Here is a 21,876-nt window from a genome sequence, read left to right on the forward strand (position 1 = left end):
CTTCCCGCCCGGGCCGAGCGCTGGCCCGACGCCGACGTCCGCGCCGCGACGGGTGCGCCGTTCGCAGAGGCGCTCGGCCTGCACCAGGTCGTGCGCTCGGCGGCGACGCGTGCCGAGCTTGCCTGGGAGCCGCACCGGCCCGGCGCCGTCGCGGACGTCGCGGACGGCTCGTACCGCGCGCGGCTGAGCGCGTGACGTCGGGGCGTCCGACCCGGACGGGCGCCCGCACCCGCACGGCCCCGGCTCAGGGCGAGCCCGGGCCGTGCGGTCTGGAAGAATCGCGCACCATGAGCGACCAGGCACCCCCGACCCCCCCGACCGCAGCGCCGACCACCCCGGCGCCGGCCGTAGCGGGGACCTCGCGGGTACCCGACAAGGTGAGCCTCGAGGGCCTCGAGGCGCGATGGGACGCCGCCTGGACCGAGCAGCGGACGTACGCGTTCGACCGCACCCGGACGCGCGACGAGGTGTACTCGATCGACACGCCGCCGCCCACGGTGTCCGGGTCGCTGCACGTCGGCCACGTGTTCTCGTACACCCACACCGACGTCGTCGCTCGGTACCAGCGCATGCGCGGGCGCGAGGTCTTCTACCCGATGGGCTGGGACGACAACGGCCTGCCGACCGAGCGCCGCGTGCAGAACTACTACGGCGTGCGCTGCGACCCGTCGCTGCCCTACGACCCGGACTTCACGCCCCCGCACGAGGGTGGCGAGGGCAAGAGCATCAAGAGCGCCGACCAGGTGCCGATCTCGCGCCGCAACTTCGTCGAGCTGTGCGAGCGGCTGACCGTCGAGGACGAGCGCCAGTTCGAGGCCCTGTGGCGCCGGCTCGGCCTCTCGGTCGACTGGTCGCACCACTACCAGACCATCGACGCGCGGTCGCGAGCCGTCGCGCAGAAGGCCTTCCTGCGGAACCTCGCGCGCGGCGAGGCCTACCAGGCCGAGGCGCCGGGGCTGTGGGACGTGACCTTCCAGACGGCGGTCGCGCAGGCCGAGCTCGAGGCGCGCGACTACCCGGGCCACTTCCACCGGGTCGCGTTCGGCGGCGCCGACGGCCCGGTGCACATCGAGACCACGCGGCCCGAGCTCATCCCGGCCGTGGTGGCGCTCGTCGCGCACCCCGACGACGAGCGCTACCAGCACCTGTTCGGCACCACCGTGACGTCGCCCCTGTTCGGCGTCGAGGTGCCCGTGCTGGCGCACCCCGCGGCCGAGCCCGACAAGGGCGCCGGCATCGCGATGTGTTGCACGTTCGGCGACCTGACCGACGTCCAGTGGTGGCGCGAGCTCCAGCTGCCGACGCGCTCCGTGGTGCAGCGGGACGGCCGCCTCTCGCGCGAGACGCCCGAGTGGATCACGACCGAGGCCGGGCGCGCCCTGTTCGGCGAGCTCGCCGGCAAGACGACCTTCTCCGCGCGCACCGCCGTCGTCGACGCGCTCCGCGCGAGCGGCGACCTGGACGGCGAGCCCGTGCCCACCCAGCGCAAGGCGAACTTCTTCGAGAAGGGCGACAAGCCCCTCGAGATCGTCACGTCGCGCCAGTGGTACATCCGCAACGGCGGGCGCGAGTGGGAGCAGCGCGACCTGCGCGCCGAGCTGCTCGGCCGCGGCGAGGAGCTGGCCTTCCACCCCGACTTCATGCGGGTGCGGTACGAGAACTGGGTCGGTGGCCTCAACGGCGACTGGCTCATCTCGCGCCAGCGCTTCTTCGGCGTCGCGATCCCGCTCTGGTACCCCGTGACGGCCGACGGCGAGGTCGACCACGACCACCCGATCGCGCCCGACGAGGCGACCCTGCCGATCGACCCGAGCAGCGACGTGCCGCCGGGATACACCGCCGACCAGCGCGGGGTGCCCGGGGGCTTCGTCGGCGACGCCGACATCATGGACACGTGGGCGACGTCCTCCCTCACGCCGCAGATCGCCGGCGGCTGGGAGTGGGACGACGACCTGTTCGCGCGCGTCTTCCCGATGGACCTGCGTCCGCAGGGCCAGGACATCATCCGCACGTGGCTCTTCTCGACCGTCGTGCGCTCGCACCTCGAGCACGGCTCGCTCCCCTGGCGGCACGCGGCGATCTCCGGCTGGATCCTCGACCCCGACCGCAAGAAGATGTCGAAGTCCAAGGGCAACGTCGTGACGCCGATGGGCCTGCTCGAGGAGCACGGCTCGGACGCGGTCCGGTACTGGGCCGCCTCCGCGCGGCTGGGCACGGACGCGGCCTTCGAGGTCGGCCAGATGAAGATCGGCCGGCGCCTCGCGATCAAGGTGCTCAACGCGAGCAAGTTCGCGCTCTCGTTCGGCGGCGACGGCGGCCCCACGGCCCAGGCGCTCGACGCCGCGGCCGTGACCGAGGTGCTCGACCGCGCGATGCTGGCCGGGCTGGCCGACGTCGTCGAGCGCGCAACCGAGGCGCTCGAGGCGTACGACCACACGCGCGCCCTCGAGCTCACGGAGACGTTCTTCTGGACGTTCTGCGACGACTACCTGGAGCTCGTCAAGGACCGCGCCTACGGGGCAGCCGCCGAGGGGCTCACGGTCTCGCCCGAGGCGACCGCCTCGGCCCGTGCCGCTCTCGCGCTCGCGCTCGACACGCTGCTGCGCCTGCTCGCCCCCGTGCTGCCCTTCGCGACCGAGGAGGTCTGGTCGTGGTGGCGCGAGGGCTCGGTGCACCGCGCGCCGTGGCCTGACGCAGCACCGCTGCGTGCGGCGGCCGGCGACGCGGACCCCGCCGCGCTCGACGCCGCGGGACGCGCCCTCGCGGCCCTGCGCAAGGTCAAGTCCGAGGCGAAGGTCTCCATGCGCACGCCGATCCTGCGGGCCGAGCTCGTCGTGCCGTCGGTGCACCTGGCACTCGTCGAGCCGGTGGCCGACGACGTCCGTGCGGCGGGCCGGGCACAGGGCCTCACGCTGGTCGGCGACGACGTCGAGGCCGCGCTCGTCCGCAGCCACGAGCTCGGCGAGGCCTGAGCCAGGTCCGCACCCGTCTGACGAGGGGCCCCACCAGTCGGTGGGGCCCCTCGTCGCGTCCGCACCGTGTCGCGTCCGCACCGTGTCGCTCCCGCTCCGCCCCGTCTCCGCCTGACCTCCGGGACCACGACAGCGACGTTCGTCACAATCAGGCGTTCTCGTGCATACCTATGGTTGCAGCCGAATAAACTTCCACGGCACGCACACGTGCACACCCGCTCGATGAGAGGACCCCGCATGCTCCGCCGGACCCAGGCCACCGTCGTCACAGCGCTCGCCGCGCTCGCTCTCGCGGGCTGCAGCTCGACCGCCACGGACGACGTCGCCACGGCGGCGCCGGACGAGGTCCAGCTGGTCGAGGAGGGCGTGCTCACGATGTGCGCCAACCCGCCGTACGAGCCCTTCACGTACGAGGAGGACGGCGAGGTCGTCGGCTTCGAGGTCGACATCGTCCGCGAGGTCGCGACCGACCTCGGCGTGGACCTCGAGATCGTCTCGACGCCGTTCGAGGGTCTCGAGTCCGGCCAGGACCTCGAGACGCGCAAGTGCGACGTCGTCGCGTCCGGCATCACGATCACCGACGAGCGCGAGGAGCGGCTCGACTTCGCCGAGCCGCACTTCGACGCCGACCAGGGCCTGCTCGTGCCCGCGGGCTCGAACCTGACGTCGATCGAGGACCTCGAGGGCTTCACGGTGGGCGTCCAGCAGGCGACCACGGGCGAGGAGTGGGCGCTCGAGCAGGACCTGGGAACCGTGCAGCTCGAGGACCTCGGCCTCCAGGTCGAGGCGCTGCGCGCGGGCCAGGTCGACGCGGTCGTCAACGACATCGCGGTGCTCGGCTCCTACGTCGACGACGAGCTCGAGATCGGCGCCCAGTTCCCGACGGGCGAGCAGTACGGCATCGGGGTGCGCACGGGCAACACGGCGCTCCTGGCGGCCGTCGACGCGACGCTCGAGCGCATCCGCAACGACGGCACTTACGACGCGCTGTACGAGCAGCACATCGGCACCGCGCCGACCGCGTGAGCCGGCTCCGATGACGACCACCCAGGCGGCCGCGGCCGCGCTCGCGACCGCGGGACGCACCCGGACGAGCCCGCGGCGACGCGCCCAGGTCTCGCGCGGCGTGCAGTACGGCGCGCTCCTCGTCGTCGTGGTCGTCGTCGCGGCGACCGCGGACTGGGGGCGTGTCGGTGCCGCGTTCGCCGACCCGGCGGCCGTGCGGGCGATCGCGCCCCTGCTCCCCCGCGCGGCCCTCAACACGGTCATCTACACGGTCGCCGCGTTCGCCGTCGGGCTCGGGCTCGGCCTCGTCCTCGCGCTCATGACGCTCTCGGGCGTGCGCGTGTGGCGCGTCCTGGCGACCGCGTACGTCGAGTTCTTCCGCGGCATCCCGGCGCTCCTCGTGGTCCTCGCCTTCGGCTACGCGATCCCGACGGCGTTCGAGGTCCGGTTCGACTCGGTCGTGCTCCAGATCGCCCTCGCACTCGGGCTGGTCTCGGCCGCGTACATCGCCGAGACGCTCCGCGCGGGCATCCAGGCCGTCCCGCGCGGGCAGGTCGAGGCGGCCCGGAGCCTCGGCATGTCGCCGACGGCGACCATGCTGCGCGTCGTCGTGCCGCAGGCGTTCCGGATCGTGCTCCCACCGCTGACCAACGAGGTCGTGCTGCTGCTCAAGGACACCTCGCTCGTCTTCGCGCTGGGCCTGGCGACGAGCGACTACGAGCTCACCAAGGTGGGCCGGAACGCCCTGAGCGACCCCGACGGCGGCCTCACGTCGATCGTCGCGGTCGGGCTCGTCTACCTCGTCCTGACCATCCCGCTCAGCACGCTCACGCGCCGGCTCGAGCGCACCACCGGACACCGGGGGCACGTGTGACCACGACAACGGCCGGGACGTCGGCCGCAGACGCACCCGCCGCTTCGACCGCGCCGGTCGTCGCGATCAGCGGCCTGCACAAGTCCTTCGGGCCACGCCACGTGCTCCGGGGCATCGACCTCGAGGTCGCCGCCGGGGAGGTCGTGTGCGTCATCGGCCCCTCCGGGTCGGGCAAGTCCACGCTGCTGCGCTGCGTCAACCTGCTCGAGCAGCCCACCGAGGGCACCGTGCACGTGCTGGGCGCCGAGGTGACCGACCCCGACGTGGACATCGACCTGGTCCGCACCCACGTCGGGATGGTCTTCCAGCAGTTCAACCTCTTCGGCCACCTCTCGGTGCTCGAGAACTGCACGCTCGCCCAGCGCACCGTGCTGCGGCGCTCTCGCGCCGAGGCCGAGGAGGTCGCGCGGCGCAACCTCGCGCTCGTCGGCCTCGCCGACCGGGCCGGCTCGACGCCCGGGCAGCTCTCGGGCGGGCAGCAGCAGCGCGTCGCCATCGCCCGCGCGCTGAGCATGGACCCGGCGCTCATGCTCTTCGACGAGCCGACGTCCGCCCTCGACCCCGAGCTGGTCGGGGACGTGCTCACCGTCATGCGGGACCTCGCCGAGGCCGGCATGACGATGGTGGTCGTCACGCACGAGATGGCGTTCGCGCGCGAGGTCGCCGACCGGGTCGTGTTCATGGACGAGGGCGTCGTCGTCGAGCAGGGCACGCCCGACCAGGTCATCGGGGCCCCCGCGCACGAGCGCACACGCTCCTTCCTGGCGCGCGTGCTCGACCCGACGCACCGCCACCCCGCGGCGGGCTGAGCACCCCGCGCCCGCCTCGCGGCCCGGTGCGTCGCCGGTCCGACCGGTGGGCGCGCCCTCCCCGGCGTTAGGGTCGCAGGACAGCCGGAACCGACCTGGAGAACCGCCCGTGCGCGAAGCATCGAGCCCGAGCCTGATCGACCACGACCCGACCCTGTCGATCCCGCGCCTGCTCGCCGCCCGGCTCGAGCGGTCCCCCGACGGGACGCTCGTCGAGCGCAAGCAGGGCCTGGGCGGCACGTGGACCAAGGTCAGCACCCGGACGTTCGTCGACCAGGTCAACGCCCTCGCCAAGGGCCTCGTGGCCCGGGGCGTCGAGGTGGGCGACCGGGTCTCCATCATGAGCCGGACGCGCTACGAGTGGACGCTGCTCGACTTCGCCGTCTGGGCCGCGGGCGGCGTGCCCGTGCCGGTGTACGAGACGTCGTCGGCCGAGCAGATCCGGTGGATCCTCGCCGACGCCGGCGTGCGTCTCGCCGTGGTCGAGACGACGGCGCACGCCGCGGCGACCGCCTCGGTCCGGGAGTCGCTCCCGGACCTCGACGACGTGCTCGTCATCGACGAGGGCGGGCTCGAGGCCCTGCGCGAGGCCGGGGAGCGCGTCGACGACGAGGAGGTCGAGCGGCGCAGCGCGGCCGCCGACATGGCCGACCTCGCCACGATCATCTACACGTCCGGCACGACGGGCAGCCCCAAGGGCGTCGAGCTGACGCACGGCAACTTCGTCTCGCTCTCGCTCGAGGGCGTGGCCGGGCTCGCCGACGTCGTGGCGAGGCCGACGTCGCGCACGCTGCTCTTCATGCCGCTCGCGCACGTGTTCGCCCGGTTCATCGAGGTGCTCTGCGTCGCGTCGGGCGCCGTGATCGGGCACACGCCGGACACCAAGAACCTGCTCGCCGACCTGGGCACGTTCCGGCCGACGTTCATCCTGGCCGTGCCGCGCGTGTTCGAGAAGGTCTACAACTCGGCCGAGCAGAAGGCGGCGAGCGGCGTGAAGCAGCGCCTGTTCCGCTGGGCCGCGCGCGCGTCGATCGCCTACTCGCGCGCGCTCGACGCGCCGGACGGCGCCCCGGCCGCGCTCAGGGCGCAGCACGCCCTCGCCGACCGGCTCGTGCTGCACCGGCTGCGCGCGGCGCTCGGCGGTGCGGCCGAGTTCGCCGTCTCGGGCGGCGCGCCGCTCGGTGAACGGCTCGGGCACTTCTACCGCGGCCTCGGGCTGCGCGTGCTCGAGGGCTACGGCCTCACCGAGACGACGGCGCCCACCGCGGTGAACCTGCCGGCCAGGACGAAGATCGGCACGGTCGGCCCGCCGTTCCCGGGCACCTCCGTCCGCATCGCCGACGACGGCGAGATCGAGATCGCCGGCCCGCACGTCTTCCGCGGCTACCGGGGCAACCCGGCGGCGACCGCCGACGCGCTCGTGGACGGCTGGTTCCGCACGGGCGACCTCGGCTCGCTCGACGACGACGGCTACCTGACGATCACCGGCCGCAAGAAGGAGATCATCGTGACGGCGGGCGGCAAGAACGTCGCGCCTGCGGTGCTCGAGGACCGCCTGCGCGCGCACCCGCTCGTGAGCCAGGTCGTCGTCGTGGGCGACGGCCGGCCGTTCATCGGCGCCCTGGTCACCCTCGACGCCGAGATGCTCCCCGGCTGGCTCGGCTCGCACGGCCTGCCGGCCATGGACCCGGCCGCTGCGTCCCGCAGCCACGCGGTGCTCGCCGCGCTCGACCGCGCCGTCGAGCGGGCCAACGAGGCCGTCTCGCGCGCCGAGTCGATCCGCAAGATCCACGTGCTCCCGAGCGACTTCACCGAGGCCAACGGGTACCTCACGCCGTCGCTCAAGGTGAAGCGCGCGCTGGTCCTCACGGACTTCGGGACGGAGATCGACAACCTCTACACCCGCTGACGCCGACCCGCCGGCGGGCCGCCCGCGGGCGGCCTGCCGGCGAGGCCGGGTCAGTGGCGGCGGTGGGTGTCCGCCGTGTAGCTCGGGGCGGCCTCGTGCGGGGTCGCGGCGTCGGTCCACCGCAGCAGCGCGCCGACGCCGTCGACGAGGTCCAGGCTCCCCTCCATGGCGAAGGTGAAGCCGGCGTCCTGCGCGATCGCGGCGCGCAGCACGACGATGTCGGCCCGCAGCTGACGCACCTCGCCGTCCGGCGCGCCGAGCGCGGTGACGTCCTCGCGCCGCACGCCGAGCTGCAGCGGGTCGCTCCCGCACCACAGCTGGCGCTCGTTGAGGCGCGCGACGGACGCCCCGGCGGCGTTGCGGATGACGACGAGCTCGGAGACCTGGCCCTTGCGCAGCACGTCGACGAGGTCGTCGAGCGACGTCACGGCCCCGTCACCGCGCCCGAGCGCCTCGCGCATGCGGTCGGCGACCACCTCGCGCCGCCGCGCCCGGTGCGCCTCGAGGACGGCGTGCACGTTCTCGGCGAACACGTCCTCCTTGACGCCGTCGGCCCGGGAGCCGCCCGGAACCTCGACGAGGATCTCCTTCGCGTGGTGCCCGACGTTCTCGCACAGGAGGGAGACGGCGCGGATGTCGCCCGTGACGAGCACGAGCTCGGGCCGGTGCTCGGCGACGACCTTGTCGACCTCGGCCGCGACCGCCTCCGCGTTGCGCTCCCACGAGTCCTGGACCCGCATCTGGAAGCGTCGATGGGCCCAGCCGCCACCGCCGAACTTGTGCAGCTCGTCGTGCCCGCCCTCGACGTGGTCCACGACGTCGCCCGGCTCGTGGCTGTCCGGGTCGGACCAGATGAGGTCCGCGCCCAGGCGGTCGATCTCGACGAGCAGGTACTTCACGGCCTCGTCGGCCGCCATGACGGCCGGGGACAGCGAGGGTGCGCCGTCGTGGAACGCCTCGTCGCGCACCGGCGGCTCGGCGAGCACGCGGTCCATGAGGATGCGGGAGCCCGACGCCACGATGTAGCGGCCGTGCGGCCCCGGCACGTGCGTCGGGCGCAGCACGACCTCCTCGATCGCCTGGAGCGTCTCGGCGGGCGCCCCGTCGCGCTCGAGCGCCCGTCGCATCCCGTTCCACCGGCTGCGGACCTCCCGGTCGCCGCCGGACTCGTCGCCACGTGTCACGTCGAGGCACACGGTGGTGAGCGGTCCGTCGTGGTGGATCAGGGGCTTCAGGGAGTCGAGCTTCATCAGGTCCTCACGATCTGGTCGCTGATGCCGGCCAGACGGCGCCGGCTCTCGGTTCTCCCCACCCTCTGCCAAACCGCCGCGCGGCGCCACCTGTTCAGGGACTTCTCCGACACCTCGGCGCCCGCCCCGTGCCACGGCGTCCGGGACGGACGACGAACGCCCCGCCACGGGGTGGCGGGGCGTTCGTGGTCGGTCGGTGCGTCTGGGGTCAGGCCGACTTCTCACGCGGCGTGCGCTTGGGCGCCGGCTCGCGCGGGACGATGGTCGGGTTGACGTTCTCGAGGACCGTCTCGCGGGTGACCACCACGCGGGCGATGTCGTCCCGGCTCGGGACGTCGAACATCACCTGCTGCAGCACCTCCTCGAGGATCGCGCGCAGGCCACGGGCACCCGTGCCGCGCAGGAGCGCCTGGTCGGCGACGGCCTCGACCGCGTCGGGCGTGAACTCGAGCTCGACCCCGTCGATCTCGAACATCCGCTGGTACTGCTTGATCAGCGCGTTCCGCGGCTCGGTGAGGATCCGCACGAGCGCCTGCTGGTCGAGCGGCGAGACCGTCGTGATGACCGGGACGCGACCGATGAACTCGGGGATGAGCCCGAACTTCAGCAGGTCCTCGGGCATGACGTCGCCGAACACGTCCGTGTCGTCGGCCGAGTGGAGCGGCGCACCGAAGCCGATGCCCCGACGCCCGGCGCGCGACGTGATGATCTCGTCGAGACCGGCGAAGGCGCCGGCGACGATGAACAGCACGTTCGTCGTGTCGATCTGGATGAACTCCTGGTGCGGGTGCTTGCGCCCGCCCTGCGGGGGCACCGACGCCGTCGTGCCCTCGAGGATCTTCAGCAGCGCCTGCTGGACGCCCTCGCCCGACACGTCGCGCGTGATCGACGGGTTCTCGCTCTTGCGGGCGATCTTGTCGACCTCGTCGATGTAGATGATGCCCGTCTCGGCCTTCTTGACGTCGTAGTCCGCGGCCTGGATGAGCTTGAGCAGGATGTTCTCGACGTCCTCGCCGACGTAGCCCGCCTCGGTCAGGGCCGTGGCGTCCGCGATGGCGAACGGGACGTTGAGCATCTTGGCCAGCGTCTGCGCGAGGTAGGTCTTGCCGCAGCCGGTGGGGCCGATGAGCAGGATGTTGGACTTCGCGAGCTCGACGGCGTCGGCATCGTTGCCCACGCGGCTCAGCTCACCGGCCTGGATGCGCTTGTAGTGGTTGTACACCGCGACCGCGAGCGACCGCTTCGCGGGCTCCTGCCCGACGATGTACTGCTCGAGGAAGTCGAAGATCTCGCGCGGCTTCGGGAGCTCGACCATGCCGACCTCGGTGGCCTCGGCGAGCTCCTCCTCGATGATCTCGTTGCACAGGTCGATGCACTCGTCGCAGATGTAGACGCCCGGCCCGGCGATGAGCTTCTTGACCTGCTTCTGGCTCTTCCCGCAGAAGGAGCACTTGAGCAGGTCAGCGCCGTCCCCGATGCGTGCCACTGCTTTCCCCTCCCTGGCGCCCGGTCCCGGGCCGCCTACGACCATTGCACACCACGCCGCGCGCGCTGTCAGCCCGCACGGGCCTGGCGGCGTGTCCTTCACCCGCCCGGGACGCGTGTCCCGGGCGGGCGTGATGTCTCAGGACGGGACGACGGCGGCCTTGCGGCTCTCGAGGACCTGGTCCACGAGACCGTACTCGCGCGCCTGCTCCGCGGAGAGGATCTTGTCGCGCTCGATGTCCTTGCGGACCTGCTCCACCTCGCGGCCCGAGTGGCGCGCGATCGTCTCCTCGAGCCACTCGCGCATCCGGATGAGCTCGTTGGCGTGGATCTCGATGTCCGACGCCTGCGCGTAGCCGCCGCCCTCCATCGCGGGCTGGTGGATGAGCACACGCGCGTTCGGCAGCGCGAGCCGCTTGCCCGGGGTGCCGGCGGCGAGCAGCACGGCGGCGGCCGAGGCCGCCTGACCGAGGCACACGGTCTGGATCTGCGGCTTGATGTACTGCATCGTGTCGTAGATCGCCGTCATCGCCGTGAACGAGCCGCCGGGCGAGTTGATGTACAGGATGATGTCGCGGTCCGGGTCCTGGCTCTCGAGCACGAGGAGCTGGGCCATGACGTCGTCGGCCGAGGCGTCGTCCACCTGCACGCCGAGGAAGATGATGCGGTCCTCGAAGAGCTTCGTGTACGGGTCCTGGCGCTTGAAGCCGTAGGCCGTCCGCTCCTCGAACTGGGGCAGGACGTAGCGCGACGACGGGGCGCCGTAGGGCAGCGCGGTGCCGCCGTGCGACCCCGCCAGGGCCGCGGCGCGGGAGATGAACTGGTGCTCGGTGCTCACGGGTGCTCCTCGGAGGTGTGGGGGGCCCGGGTCGCGCGGCCGCTGGGGGCCGGCGCGGGCCGGTGGGTGCGAGTCATGGCTGCGGTCAGGAGCTCGTGGTGCCGCCGCCGCCGGCCACCGACCCGGAGTGGGTCACGACGTGGTCGACGAAGCCGTACTCGAGCGCCTCCGAGGCCGTGAACCAGCGGTCCCGGTCGGAGTCGGTGTTGATCTGCTCGACGGACTTGCCCGTCTGCTCCGCGATGAGCTCCGCGAGCACCTTCTTCATGTGCAGGATGAGCTCGGCGTTGATCCGCACGTCCGTCGCGGTGCCGCCGATGCCGCCCGAGGGCTGGTGCATCATCACGCGGGCGTGGGGCGTCGCGTAGCGCTTGCCCTTGGCGCCCGAGGAGAGCAGGAACTGCCCCATCGACGCCGCCATGCCCATCGCGACCGTGGCGACGTCGGGCTGGATGTACTGCATGGTGTCGTAGATCGCCATGCCCGCCGTGATCGAGCCGCCCGGCGAGTTGATGTAGAGGTAGATGTCCTTCTCGGGGTCCTCCGCGGCGAGGAGCATCATCTGCGCGCAGATCGCGTTGGCGTTCTCGTCCCGCACCTCGGAGCCGAGCCAGATGATCCGCTCGCGCAGCAGCCGGTTGTAGATGTGGTCGTTGAGGCCCAGGTTCGGGCCGTCGCCCCGCGCGTCGCGCGGTGCTGCGTGGCTCGTCTCGTTCACGACTCTCCTCGTCCGTTCACCGTCGTCACCATCGAAAGTCCCGATGCCGGGCCGCGGTCGTCCGCGGTGCCCTCGTGGTGTGCAGTGACCCTAACGCGCGGCCACGACACTCCACGTCCCGGCTCGGCCCCGTTTCGCTGACGGCAGAGGTCCGGGTGATCACGGCCTGCACCGGGCGCCGCCACGGGGCGGGCACAGGAAGGGCCCCGCACCGGCAGGCGGTGCAGGGCCCCTTCCTGAGCGGCCGGTCAGGCCTTGGCGTCCTCGGCGGCCTCGTCCGACGCGGCGGCGTCGTCGGCGACCTCGGAGTCCGCGGCGAGCTCGTCGGCCACGTCCACGGCGTCCGCGTCCTCGTCGTCGCTGCCGATGTACTCCGACAGGTCCACCGGCGCGCCGGACCCGTCGACGACCGTCACCTGGCGCAGCGCCACGGCGACGGCCTTCGACCGGCCGACCTCGGCGACCATCGCGGGGATCTGGCCCTGCTCGTCGACCGTCTTGATGAAGGTGTTCGGGTCCATGCCGTACTGGCGCGATGCGCTCACGAGGTACTCGACGAGCTCGTTCTGCGAGACCCGGACCTCGAGCTGCTCGGCGAGCGTGTCGAGCAGGATCTGGTTGGCGAGCGCCTCACGTGCCTGGTCCCCCACCTCGGCGCGGTGCTCGTCGTCCTCGAGCCGGCCCTCGGACTCGAGGTGGCGGTGCACCTCGGCCTCGACGACGCCCGCGGGGACGGGGATCTCGACGCCGCCGCGCAGCTGCTCGAGGAGGAGGTCACGGGCCTGGACGGCCTGGTTCGAGGCCTTGATCCGCGCGGCCTGCTCGCGCAGGTCGGCACGGAGCTCCTCGAGCGTGTCGAACTCGCTCGCGAGCTGGGCGAACTCGTCGTCGGCCTCGGGGAGCTCGCGCGTCTTGACGGTCGTGGCCGTGACGGTGACCTGCGCCGCCTCGCCCGCACGCTCGCCGCCCGCGAGCGCGGTCTCGAACGTCGCGGTCTCGCCGGCCGAGAGCCCGGTGAGCGCCTCGTCGAGGCCCTCGAGCATGTTGCCGGACCCGATCTGGTAGGAGACGCCCGAGACCTGGTCGACCTCCTCGTCGTCGATCTTCGCGACGAGCTCGAGGACCACGTAGTCGCCCTCGGCGGCCGGGCGGTCGACGCCGACCAGCGTGCCGAACCGCTCGCGCAGCGCGTCGAGGCGCGCGTCCACGTCCTCGTCGCTGACCTCGACGTCGTCGACCGTCACGGTGAGGCCCGACAGCTCGGGGATCTCGACCACGGGACGCACCTCGACCTGCGCCGTGAAGCTCAGGCCGCCGTCGGCCTCGGTCAGCGCGGGGATCGCGGTGACCTCGATGTCCGGCTGGCCGAGCGGGCGCAGGTCCGCCTCGGTGATCGCCTGACGGTAGAAGCCGGCCATGCCGTCGTTGACGGCGTGCTCGATGACGGCCGCACGCCCCACCCGCTGGTCGAGGATGCGCGCCGGCACCTTGCCCTTGCGGAAGCCGGGGATCTGGACCTGCGAGCCGATGTGCTCGTACGCGTGGTCGATGCTCGGCTTCAGCTCGTCGTGGGACACCTCGACGGTCAGCTTGACCGTGGTGGCATCGATGGTCTCGACGGCGCTCTTCACAGCAGTGGTCTCCAACGGCTAGGACGGCCGGGAGGTCCCGGCGCTGGATGGTGCAGGGCGGTACTGGGTGCGGATCGGTACAGGCAGGGGCGCCCGACGGCAGATCCTGGGATGTGCGGGCAGGCGTGGGCCACGCTCAGCGCGTCGATCCTACGGCACCCCTACGGCACCGCGAGGCAGCCGTCGGTCGCCGATCGGCCGGACGGTCGGGATGGCGGGATTCGAACCCACGACCTTCCGCTCCCAAAGCGGACGCGCTACCAACCTGCGCCACATCCCGGCGGGCCCGCGTCTCAGCCGCGCGTGCACCGGCAGCCGAGGCTGCAGCGGAAGACTACTGCGGGCGACGACGGCGGGCGGCGCGACGGCGTCGTCGGTGCGGCTACCCTGGTCCCCGCCTCCCCTGCCGGGGACGCGTGCGGGCGTAGCTCAATGGTAGAGCCCCAGTCTTCCAAACTGGCTACGCGGGTTCGATTCCCGTCGCCCGCTCCAACGGACCGCCGGAGCCTGCGCCGTCGGGCGCCGCTAGCCTCTCGCGCATGGTCGCCACCAGCCCGCCTGCCGCCACGCGGTCCGAGCAGGCTGCACCGCGGGACGCGGGCGTCCTCCGCGAGGGCGCCTCGGTACTGCGGGACACGGGACGGCTCCTGGCTGCGCACTGGCCTGCACTGGTCCTGCTCGCCGTCCTCGTCGTGCTGTCCCGCGAGCTGCTGCTCGACGTCGCCGTGGTCGTCTCCCGGTCCTCCGGAGTCGTCAGCACGCTGGTCATGGCGGTGGTCCCCTTCTGCCAGCTGCTCGCCGTCGTGGGGATGCTCCTCGTGCTCCGGGGCCGGCACGCCCCGACGGCCGCGACCCCGGACGAGGCCGCGCCGCTCGACCCGGCGCACCCGCCGTCGCGCCGGGCCCGCCTGGCGCGCGGGGTGTCGGCGCTGGTCGTCGCGACGGCCGCCGTCCTCGTCCCGTTCCTCCTCGTCTACGAGCACGACGGCCAGCTCGGTCAGGACCTCCTCGCGCACGGCTTCGCCCTCGCCACCGACACCATCGCGCTCGAGGGCGACATCGACGAGCGCCTCACCGACGGCACGTCGGTCGTGGTGGTGGCGACCGTCGCCGTGGCGCTCGCCGCGCGGCGACTCCTCACCCTCCTCATCCGGCGGACGCCCGCAGCCCGCGAGGGTCGCCGAGCCCTCCTGCGCCTCGCCGCCGGCTACTGCGAGGCGGTCTGGGTGGTGCTCGGCTTCTACGTCGTCGCGGACACGCTCGGCTCGTTCGCCGGGTGGTGGTCGTCGCGAGCCGCGGGCGTCGCGGTCGCCGAGTGGTGGGAGGGCGTCGCCGGGACGCTGCCGCACCTCGCCGCCTGGGTCGCGGTCGCCCTGGCCGGGCTGGGTCTCCTGGTCAACGCCGCGGTGACCGGTCTCGTCATCCCCCTCGCGTGGCTCAACCTCGCCGCGGTCGTCTACGGCGTCGAGGCCACGAAGGTGCTGCACGCGCGCGACCTCGCGGCCCGCCGCCGGCTCGGCGCGGTCGTGAGCCGCGTCGGGGACGAGCGCACCGACCGCGCGCTCGCCCTGCTGACCGATCCCGAACGCCGGTTCGGTGCGGTGATCGGCGCCGCGGGCCTCATCGCCCGCGCGGGGTGGCGGCCCGTCCTCGTCGTCTGCCTCGTGTTCCTCGTCACCGACAACGTGGGCTTGCTCCTGTGGGAGGCCGCGCGCGTCGTCGTCGGGCCCGAGAGCCTCAACGCGTGGGTCGCGCTCGCGCCGTGGCTCGACACCGTCGGGACGGTCGCGTCGCGCGTCCTCACGCTCGCCCTCGTGGCGGCAGCGGCCAACGCGATCCTCGTCGGCCTGGGCCTGCCCGACGCGTTGCGCCTGCACGGCCGGCGGCCCCCCCCCGGACCGGGAGCCGTGCCTGCCGAGCCGGCGTCAGCGGCGGTCGACCGTGCGGAGGCGACGACCACCTGACGAGGTGGCGACCCCCGGGGGGTCGGCGAGTCGCGCGAGATCGGGGCGGCACCGCGCCGGCGATCAGGGGACAGGGAGAGCGGCGTACCGCGGGCCGAAGCCGGTCCCGTCGGTCGCCCAGGTCGAGAGCCGGACCTCGGCCGGCTCGGCCGACGCGGGGGTCACCACGAGCACCTCGCTCCGGAACACGTCCTCGCGCAGCTCGCCGCGGGAGCCGGGCTGCGCAGGCTCGGAACCCGGGTTGGGCATGCCGCACTGGATCGACCCGCTCTGGTACACCGGCATCGGCGGCACCTGCGCCGGCGCCGTGAACGAGCGGCCCTCGGTGTCGACCAGCGTGACGTCGCAGAGCCGGACGACGTCGCCCTCGCTCCGCGAGTCCACGACCACGAGCCACGCCGCGTACCCGGCCGGGGGCGACCACGTGCCGCCGTAGTCGTCCGGCATGGTGCGGACCCGCTCGAAGCTCACGAGACGCAGCATCGTGTCCTCGACGGACGCCCAGCCGCCCGGCCCGGGCGTCACGGCGATGTGGTTCTCGATCGCCCACCAGCCCTCGCGCGCGTCCTCGGAGGTCACCCACCCCAGGGCGCCCGCCGCGGGCACGAGCAGCGCCAGCGCGACGGCGTTGCGCCGCCACCACGCGCGCCGACCGGCCGGCCTCACCACGGCTCCTCCAGGACTGCCCGTGCGGGGAGGAGGACGGCGGGCTCGACCTCGTCGACCACGACGTCCACGTGCGCCCTCTGCCCGAGCTTGCCCTGGTAGAGCGGGTCGGCGACGACGGTCAGCCGTCCCAGCGCGTCCTCGGGCACCTCGAAGACCACCTCGGCGCGCACCGGCGAGGCAGGTTGCGGCTCGCCGAGGAAGCCGTGGTCGAGCCGATCCGTGGCGTCGTAGGTACGTCCCTCGGCGTCGACGAGCCGGAGCTCGGCCAGGGGCCCCGGCTGGTCGCCACCCGCGAACGAGACGTCGACCGCGACCCACACGCCTTGCGTCCGCACCTCCCCGCCGTACCCGTCGTCCGCCACCTTGCCCGCGCGTGCGCCGTGCACGACGACACCCCCCGGCCACACCGGGACCCGGTCGCCGACGCGCCCGGTCACGACGAAGGGCCGCGTGGTGGTCTCGTGCCTCTCGGCGTGGTTGATCACGAGCCCGCCGGCGAGCACGAGCACGGCAAGGGCGACGTGGATCAGGTGGCGCCTCATGGGGTGGCCCCGGCGAGGCCCGGCGGGAGCCTGTCGAGGCGGGGCAGGACGACGGTGCCGACGGGCTCGGGAGCAGCCCACAGGAGCACGTTCTGGCTGCGGCTGAAGTACTGCTCCGACCCGAGCAGGGTCAGCTCGAGCTCGTCAGGCACGTCGTCGACGTCCTCGACCGGCCACAGCAGCAGCATCTCCTCGGGCAGACCGGGGTGGACCTGCGGCCGGTCGGAGCCGTCCCGGAGCAGTACGGGCACGGGGAACAGAGAGGCGTCGTACTCGTCGAGCTCGGGCATGATCCCCGCGGGCACGTCCAGGACCTTTGGGACCGAGAGGAGCGTCTCGTCGCTCGTGCCCTCGACGAGCACCTCGACGGCGAGCCAGGCGGCCGCCTCCGCCTCCTCGAGCTGCTCCGCCCGCACGTCGTCGGTGACCAGGTGACCCGTGGGCGTGATCCGCACCGCACCCAGGTCGACCGTCTCGCCCGCCTGCGTGCGCACGTCCACGTCGACGGGCCGCAGCCCGCCCGTCAGTGCGAGCGCCGCGGTGGCGGCGGCCAGGACGCCGAGCGCGCCGGCGGCGGCGCGGGAGGGACGGCGGGTGCGCGGCGACGTCCAGAGGGTCACCAGCGGACCGGTTCCCGGAACCCGCACGTGCACCTCCTCGGGCGCCGACCGGAGCCGTCGGCGTGGACCCGCGCAGGGTAGCGCGGTCCGCCGCAGGGCTCTCCCGCTGACCGCCATCGCCTGCCGACGCCCACGTACGGGCGTGGCGCAGCCGCACCGGACGGCGGATTGCTGCCGTCGCTCGCCACGCGCTAGCGTCGGCGACCGTGCAGCGCGCGTGCGGAGGTGCCACCAGGACGCCCTGGCGTACCCGCACGGCCTCCGCACCCCGCCCGCCGCGCACCTCGTGCGTACGGCCGGGCACGGCACCGCGCCGTCGGTGCTGTCGCACCTCCTGTCGCTAGAGCGCCGGCCACGGACCGCTCGCGACCGCTGGGCCGTCCCCGTCCACCCCGGGAGCGCCCGTGCGGGTCGCCGCGCCGGACCGGCGCTCGCCCCGCCGACGCCCACCGCGCCGACGCGCGCGCGGCCGCCGCAGGAATGACCGTGGCCCCCGTGCCGTTCCGGTCAGCAGCAGCGACCATCATCACGACGCCCCGAACGCCGCACAGCACCGCCCGCCCCCGCCGGCACCGCCGGTCACCTGCCCCGCAGGTACGAGAGACGAGGAACCCCCATGGCCCGCATCTACGACGACGTCACGACGCTCATCGGCAACACCCCGCTGGTCCGCCTCAACCGCGTGACCGAGGGCGCCGGGGCGACCGTGGTCGCGAAGCTCGAGTTCTACAACCCGGCAAGCTCGGTCAAGGACCGCATCGGCGTCGCGATCATCGACGCGGCCGAGAAGTCCGGTGAGCTGCCCGCCGGCGGCACGATCGTCGAGGCGACGAGCGGCAACACCGGGATCGCCCTCGCCATGGTCGGCGCGGCCCGCGGGTACGACGTCGTCCTCACGATGCCCGAGACCATGTCCAAGGAGCGCCGGGCGCTGCTGCGGGCCTTCGGCGCGGAGCTGGTCCTCACGCCGGGCTCGGAGGGCATGAAGGGTGCCGTCGCGCGCGCCGAGGCGATCGCGGCGGAGCGGCCGGGCGCGGTCCTCGCGCGCCAGTTCGCCAACGCGGCCAACCCGGCGATCCACCGCGCGACGACGGCCGAGGAGATCTGGGCGGACACCGACGGCGGCGTCGACATCCTCGTCGCGGGCATCGGCACCGGCGGGACGATCACGGGCGTGGGGCAGGTGCTCAAGGAGCGCAAGCCGGGCGTCCAGATCATCGCGGTCGAGCCCGCCGAGTCGCCGATCCTCAACGGCGGCCAGCCGGGGCCCCACAAGATCCAGGGCCTGGGCGCGAACTTCGTCCCCGAGATCCTCGACACCTCCGTGTACGACGAGGTGATCGACGTCGACGCCGAGACGGCCGTGCGGGTCGCGCGTGAGACCGCGAAGCAGGAGGGCCTCCTCGTCGGCATCTCCTCCGGCGCCGCGATCCACGCCGCCGTCCAGGTCGCGAAGCGGCCCGAGAACGCGGGCAAGCTGATCGTCGTGGTGATCCCCTCGTTCGGCGAGCGCTACCTGACCTCCGTCCTCTACTCGGACCTGATGGACTGACACGTGGAGCATCTCTGGCGCTTCCTCGGGGTCCTGCGCGAGGACCTGCACGCCGCCCGACGGCGTGATCCCGCCGCGCGCAGCCTCGTCGAGGTCGCCCTCGGCTACCCGGGCGTCCACGCCGTGTGGGCGTACCGGGTGGCCCACCGCATGTGGCGCGAGCCCGGGCTGCGGCTGCTCGCGCGGCTGCTCTCCCAGGCGACCCGCGCGGCGACGGGCATCGAGATCCACCCCGGGGCCCAGCTCGGCCGGCGGCTCTTCATCGACCACGGCATGGGGATCGTCGTCGGCGAGACCGCCGTCGTGGGCGACGACGTCGTCCTGTTCCACGGCGCGACGCTCGGCGGCAAGGCCATGCGCCGCGGCAAGCGTCACCCCACGCTCGGCGACGACGTCGTCGTGGGTGCGGGCGCGAAGGTCCTGGGCCCCGTGTGGGTGGGTGACGGCGCGCAGATCGGCGCCAACGCCGTCGTGGTCAAGGACGTGCCGGCGGGCGCCGTGGCCGTGGGGGTCCCCGCGGTCGTCCGGACCCGACCGCAGCCGTCGCCGGCGGCGGACCTCGTCGAGGACCCCGCGATCTACATCTGACCCCGTCCGGTCCTCGCGCCAGGAGGCCGCCCACCCGCTCGGGTGGGCGGCCTCGTGCGTCAGGCGGCTTGGACAAGTTGTTCTAGTTGTCATCTAACAACTATGCTCTTGCCATGCTCTTCCGCATCGACCCCGGCGCCCCCGAGCCGCTCTTCGCGCAGCTCGCCGGCCAGGTGCGCTCGGCCGTCGCCGGCGGCGCCCTGGCCCCGGGTGAGCGCCTGCCGTCGGCCCGCGACCTCGCGGCGTCGCTCGACGTCAACCTGCACACCGTCCTGCGCGCGTACCAGGACCTGCGCGACGAGGGGCTGATCGAGCTCCGGCGTGGGCGCGGCGCCGTCGTGAGCGCGCGCCCCGCGACCGACTACGCACCGCTGCACGCGGCGATCGCCGAGGTGGTCGCGACCTCGCGCCGGCTCGGCGTCGCCCCCGAGACCACGACCGCCCTGCTCAAGGAGGCCCTGCGATGACCGCACCACCCCGCCTGCCCGCCGGCCGACGCAGGACGACGGCGCTCCTCACGATCGCGGTCCCCACCCTGCTCGTCGCCGGCGCCGCGGGCCTCACGCTGACGTGGCGCGCGCAGCTGCCCGACCCGGTCGCGATCCACTGGGGTCCCGGCGGCGCCGACGGGTTCGCGAGCCTCGAGGTGTTCGCCGGCCTGACCGTCGTCGGCGTCGTCGCGATGTCCGGTCTGATGTACGCGCTCACGGTCCTGCTGGGCGGCCAGGCTGTCACGCGGCGCGTGCTGCACGCGGCCGCCGTGTGGTCCGGCGCGTTCCTCGCCGGAGTCCTGATCACCACGGTGTCCGCCCAGCGCGGGCTCGCCGACGCGTCGGCCGCCGAGCCGGGTGACGCCGCGATGGCCTGGGCGCTCGTGACCGCCACGGTGCTCGCCGGTCTCGTCGCCGCCCTCACTCCCGGGGACGAGAGCCGCCCTGCGGCCGGCCCGGTCCCCGGCGACGCGCCGCGGGTCGCGCTCGGCGCGGGCGAGCACGCCGTGTGGGTGCGCGAGGTCGGCCGACGGACCGCCGTGCCCGCCGCGGCCGCGGCGCTCGTCTTCGCCGTCGTCATCGGCGCGATCTCAGGTCTGTGGTGGTTCGCCGGGGTGCTCGGTGTCGTGCTCGCAGCCCTGCTCGTCACCGTGCTGCGCTGGACGGTCACCGTGGACGCCACGGGCCTGACCGCGCGGTCGCTGCTGCGGCGCCCGAGCCTGCGCGTGCCGATCGACGAGGTGGAGCACGCCGCCGTGGTCGAGGTCGACCCGCTGCGCGAGTTCGGTGGCTGGGGCCTGCGGATCGGCCGTGACGGCCGCACCGGGGTCGTCCTGCGCCGTGGTACGGCCATCGAGGTGCACCGGGGCGGCGGGGCCGTCGTCGTCGTGACGGCGCCCGATGCCGCCACCGGGGCAGCCCTGCTCAACACGTTCGCCGCGCGGCGCGGCGCAGGAGCCACCCCGGCCCCCTAGCGTGGCGCCGTGCGCGCACCCGACCAGACCACGACGGCGGGTGTCGTCACCGCGGTCGTGGGCTTCACGAGCGCGTTCGCCGTCGTGCTGGCCGGGCTGCGCGCCGTGGGTGCGGACGCGGCCGAGGCGTCGTCGGGGCTCATGGCGGTGACCGTCGCGATGGGCCTCGCGACCGTGCTGCTCGCCGCGCGCACGCGGCTGCCGGTCACGGTGGCCTGGTCGACGCCGGGCGCGGCGCTCCTCGTCACGACCGGCGCGGTCGACGGAGGGTGGCCGGCCGCGGTCGGGGCGTTCGCGGTGTGCGGCGCCCTCCTGGCCGCGGTCGGGCTCGTGCGGCCGCTCGCCGACGCCGTCCGACGGATCCCGGCCACGCTCGCGGCCGCGATGCTCGCGGGCGTCCTCGTCGACCTGTGCCTGGCGCCCGTGCGGGGCCTCGCCGAGGCGCCGGCGCTCGTCGCCCCGGTCGTGCTCGTCTGGGCGGTGCTGCTGCGGCTGGCGCCGCGCTGGGCGGCGCCCGCCGCGCTCGTCGTGGCGGCCGCGCTCGCGTTCACGTCGCCCGAGGTCCGCGGCCTCGGTGCGCAGGCGTGGCTGCCGAGCCTCGTCTGGACGACGCCCGAGCTCACGCCGGCGTCCGTCGTCTCGATCGCGGTCCCGCTGTTCGTGGTGACGATGGCGTCGCAGAACCTGCCGGGCGTCGCGGTCCTCGCGGGGTTCGGGTACACCGCGCCGCTGCGCCCCGTGCTGCTGACCACGGGTCTCGGCACCGTGCTCGCCGCACCCCTCGGCGGTCACGCGATCAACCTCGCGGCGATCAGCGCCGCCCTCGCGGCCGGTCCGGAGGCCGGTCCCGACCCGGCACGACGCTGGCGGGCGGCCGTGACCGCGGGCATCGGGTACGTGCTCCTCGGGCTGGGCTCCGCCGGGGTCGCGGCCGTCGCGCTGGCGGCGCCCGGCGGCCTCGTCGAGGCGGCGGCCGGCCTCGCCC

The 21,876-nt window shown here is 73.8% G+C and carries 19 protein-coding genes, 2 tRNA genes and 1 pseudogene; 13 read left to right on the forward strand and 9 right to left on the reverse strand.

Annotation, left to right across the window (positions count from 1 at the left end; genetic code table 11):
* The 6 genes and pseudogenes from ICW40_RS05120 to ICW40_RS05145 all read left to right on the forward strand — a co-directional run.
* Positions 1-195, forward strand: a pseudogene (locus ICW40_RS05120) (hypothetical protein); the annotation flags it as partial.
* Positions 196-287: 92 nt separating this feature from the next.
* Complete coding sequence (valS, locus tag ICW40_RS05125; RefSeq protein ID WP_221652760.1) at positions 288-2,972, forward strand: valine--tRNA ligase; 2,685 nt, start codon at positions 288-290, stop codon at positions 2,970-2,972.
* 237 nt (positions 2,973-3,209) lie between these two features.
* Positions 3,210-3,998: an ABC transporter substrate-binding protein gene (locus ICW40_RS05130; RefSeq protein ID WP_221652761.1), complete on the forward strand. Its 789-nt coding sequence runs from the start codon at positions 3,210-3,212 to the stop codon at positions 3,996-3,998.
* Positions 3,999-4,008: 10 nt separating this feature from the next.
* The gene (locus ICW40_RS05135; RefSeq protein ID WP_221652762.1) at positions 4,009-4,851 is read left to right on the forward strand and encodes an amino acid ABC transporter permease; all 843 of its coding nucleotides are present in this window, start codon (positions 4,009-4,011) and stop codon (positions 4,849-4,851) included.
* The gene (locus ICW40_RS05140; RefSeq protein ID WP_308121637.1) at positions 4,848-5,660 is read left to right on the forward strand and encodes an amino acid ABC transporter ATP-binding protein; all 813 of its coding nucleotides are present in this window, start codon (positions 4,848-4,850) and stop codon (positions 5,658-5,660) included. Before ICW40_RS05135 ends, ICW40_RS05140 begins: the two co-directional genes overlap by 4 nt.
* Before the next feature lie 109 nt (positions 5,661-5,769).
* The gene (locus ICW40_RS05145; protein WP_221652763.1) at positions 5,770-7,569 is read left to right on the forward strand and encodes an AMP-dependent synthetase/ligase; all 1,800 of its coding nucleotides are present in this window, start codon (positions 5,770-5,772) and stop codon (positions 7,567-7,569) included.
* A gap of 50 nt (positions 7,570-7,619) precedes the next feature.
* Here the strand turns inward: ICW40_RS05145 and ICW40_RS05150 are convergent, their stop codons facing one another.
* From ICW40_RS05150 to ICW40_RS05175, 6 genes are all read right to left on the reverse strand, one after another.
* Positions 7,620-8,819 carry a baeRF2 domain-containing protein gene (locus ICW40_RS05150; protein WP_221652764.1) on the reverse strand — a complete coding sequence of 400 codons (1,200 nt, stop codon included), beginning with the start codon at positions 8,817-8,819 and terminating at the stop codon, positions 7,620-7,622.
* A 208-nt stretch (positions 8,820-9,027) separates the two neighbouring features.
* Positions 9,028-10,305 (reverse strand): ATP-dependent Clp protease ATP-binding subunit ClpX, encoded by a 1,278-nt coding sequence (gene clpX / locus ICW40_RS05155; RefSeq protein WP_221652765.1) that lies wholly within the window; start codon positions 10,303-10,305, stop codon positions 9,028-9,030.
* A gap of 138 nt (positions 10,306-10,443) precedes the next feature.
* Complete coding sequence (locus ICW40_RS05160) at positions 10,444-11,142, reverse strand: ATP-dependent Clp protease proteolytic subunit (RefSeq protein WP_308121638.1); 699 nt, start codon at positions 11,140-11,142, stop codon at positions 10,444-10,446.
* 85 nt (positions 11,143-11,227) lie between these two features.
* Complete coding sequence (locus ICW40_RS05165; RefSeq protein WP_308121639.1) at positions 11,228-11,860, reverse strand: ATP-dependent Clp protease proteolytic subunit; 633 nt, start codon at positions 11,858-11,860, stop codon at positions 11,228-11,230.
* 248 nt (positions 11,861-12,108) lie between these two features.
* The gene (gene tig, locus ICW40_RS05170; protein WP_221652766.1) at positions 12,109-13,491 is read right to left on the reverse strand and encodes a trigger factor; all 1,383 of its coding nucleotides are present in this window, start codon (positions 13,489-13,491) and stop codon (positions 12,109-12,111) included.
* Between the two features lie 206 nt (positions 13,492-13,697).
* A tRNA-Pro gene (locus tag ICW40_RS05175) sits at positions 13,698-13,771 on the reverse strand.
* A 138-nt stretch (positions 13,772-13,909) separates the two neighbouring features.
* On the opposite strand from ICW40_RS05175, the gene ICW40_RS05180 reads away from it, so the two are divergent.
* Together ICW40_RS05180 and ICW40_RS05185 are read left to right on the forward strand one after the other, a co-directional pair.
* Positions 13,910-13,983, forward strand: a tRNA-Gly gene (locus ICW40_RS05180).
* Between the two features lie 47 nt (positions 13,984-14,030).
* Positions 14,031-15,455 (forward strand): hypothetical protein, encoded by a 1,425-nt coding sequence (locus tag ICW40_RS05185; RefSeq protein ID WP_221652767.1) that lies wholly within the window; start codon positions 14,031-14,033, stop codon positions 15,453-15,455.
* 63 nt (positions 15,456-15,518) lie between these two features.
* On the opposite strand, the gene ICW40_RS05190 is transcribed toward ICW40_RS05185, so the two are convergent.
* The 3 genes from ICW40_RS05190 to ICW40_RS05200 are packed head-to-tail and all read right to left on the reverse strand — an operon-like array spanning position 15,519 to position 17,313.
* On the reverse strand, positions 15,519-16,121 hold the full coding sequence (locus tag ICW40_RS05190; RefSeq protein WP_221652768.1) for a hypothetical protein: 603 nt from the start codon (positions 16,119-16,121) through the stop codon (positions 15,519-15,521).
* Positions 16,118-16,666, reverse strand: coding sequence for a DUF4352 domain-containing protein (locus ICW40_RS05195; protein WP_221652769.1), 549 nt, complete (start codon positions 16,664-16,666; stop codon positions 16,118-16,120). The genes ICW40_RS05190 and ICW40_RS05195 overlap by 4 nt, the downstream gene beginning before the upstream one ends.
* Entirely contained in the window at positions 16,663-17,313 is a 651-nt protein-coding gene (locus ICW40_RS05200) for a hypothetical protein (RefSeq protein ID WP_221652770.1), read from the reverse strand. Before ICW40_RS05200 ends, ICW40_RS05195 begins: the two co-directional genes overlap by 4 nt.
* Before the next feature lie 589 nt (positions 17,314-17,902).
* Between ICW40_RS05200 and cysK the strand changes: the two genes are divergently transcribed.
* The 5 genes from cysK to ICW40_RS05225 all read left to right on the forward strand — a co-directional run.
* The gene (cysK, locus tag ICW40_RS05205) at positions 17,903-18,838 is read left to right on the forward strand and encodes a cysteine synthase A (protein WP_221652771.1); all 936 of its coding nucleotides are present in this window, start codon (positions 17,903-17,905) and stop codon (positions 18,836-18,838) included.
* A 3-nt stretch (positions 18,839-18,841) separates the two neighbouring features.
* Positions 18,842-19,426 (forward strand): serine O-acetyltransferase EpsC, encoded by a 585-nt coding sequence (gene epsC, locus ICW40_RS05210; RefSeq protein WP_221652772.1) that lies wholly within the window; start codon positions 18,842-18,844, stop codon positions 19,424-19,426.
* Positions 19,427-19,539: 113 nt separating this feature from the next.
* Positions 19,540-19,893, forward strand: coding sequence for a GntR family transcriptional regulator (locus ICW40_RS05215; RefSeq protein WP_221652773.1), 354 nt, complete (start codon positions 19,540-19,542; stop codon positions 19,891-19,893).
* Positions 19,890-20,891, forward strand: a complete 1,002-nt coding sequence (locus ICW40_RS05220) for a DUF1648 domain-containing protein (protein ID WP_221652774.1) — start codon at positions 19,890-19,892, stop codon at positions 20,889-20,891. The genes ICW40_RS05215 and ICW40_RS05220 overlap by 4 nt, the downstream gene beginning before the upstream one ends.
* 9 nt (positions 20,892-20,900) lie before the next feature.
* A partial coding sequence (locus tag ICW40_RS05225) for a benzoate/H(+) symporter BenE family transporter (RefSeq protein WP_221652775.1) occupies positions 20,901-21,876 on the forward strand: 976 nt, incomplete at its 3' end.

This window comes from Actinotalea ferrariae (genome assembly GCF_019733465.1).
Classification (GTDB): domain Bacteria; phylum Actinomycetota; class Actinomycetes; order Actinomycetales; family Cellulomonadaceae; genus Actinotalea; species Actinotalea ferrariae_A.

Bases quoted from the DNA above. Each gene is read 5' to 3' on its own strand.
- ICW40_RS05220 (WP_221652774.1), top strand. From the start codon at position 19,890: ATGACCGCACCACCCCGCCTGCCCGCCGGCCGACGCAGGACGACGGCG.
- ICW40_RS05150 (WP_221652764.1), bottom strand. From the start codon at position 8,819: ATGAAGCTCGACTCCCTGAAGCCCCTGATCCACCACGACGGACCGCTC.
- cysK (WP_221652771.1), top strand. From the start codon at position 17,903: ATGGCCCGCATCTACGACGACGTCACGACGCTCATCGGCAACACCCCG.
- ICW40_RS05185 (WP_221652767.1), top strand. From the start codon at position 14,031: ATGGTCGCCACCAGCCCGCCTGCCGCCACGCGGTCCGAGCAGGCTGCA.
- ICW40_RS05215 (WP_221652773.1), top strand. From the start codon at position 19,540: ATGCTCTTCCGCATCGACCCCGGCGCCCCCGAGCCGCTCTTCGCGCAG.
- ICW40_RS05195 (WP_221652769.1), bottom strand. From the start codon at position 16,666: ATGAGGCGCCACCTGATCCACGTCGCCCTTGCCGTGCTCGTGCTCGCC.
- ICW40_RS05130 (WP_221652761.1), top strand. From the start codon at position 3,210: ATGCTCCGCCGGACCCAGGCCACCGTCGTCACAGCGCTCGCCGCGCTC.
- ICW40_RS05135 (WP_221652762.1), top strand. From the start codon at position 4,009: ATGACGACCACCCAGGCGGCCGCGGCCGCGCTCGCGACCGCGGGACGC.
- valS (WP_221652760.1), top strand. From the start codon at position 288: ATGAGCGACCAGGCACCCCCGACCCCCCCGACCGCAGCGCCGACCACC.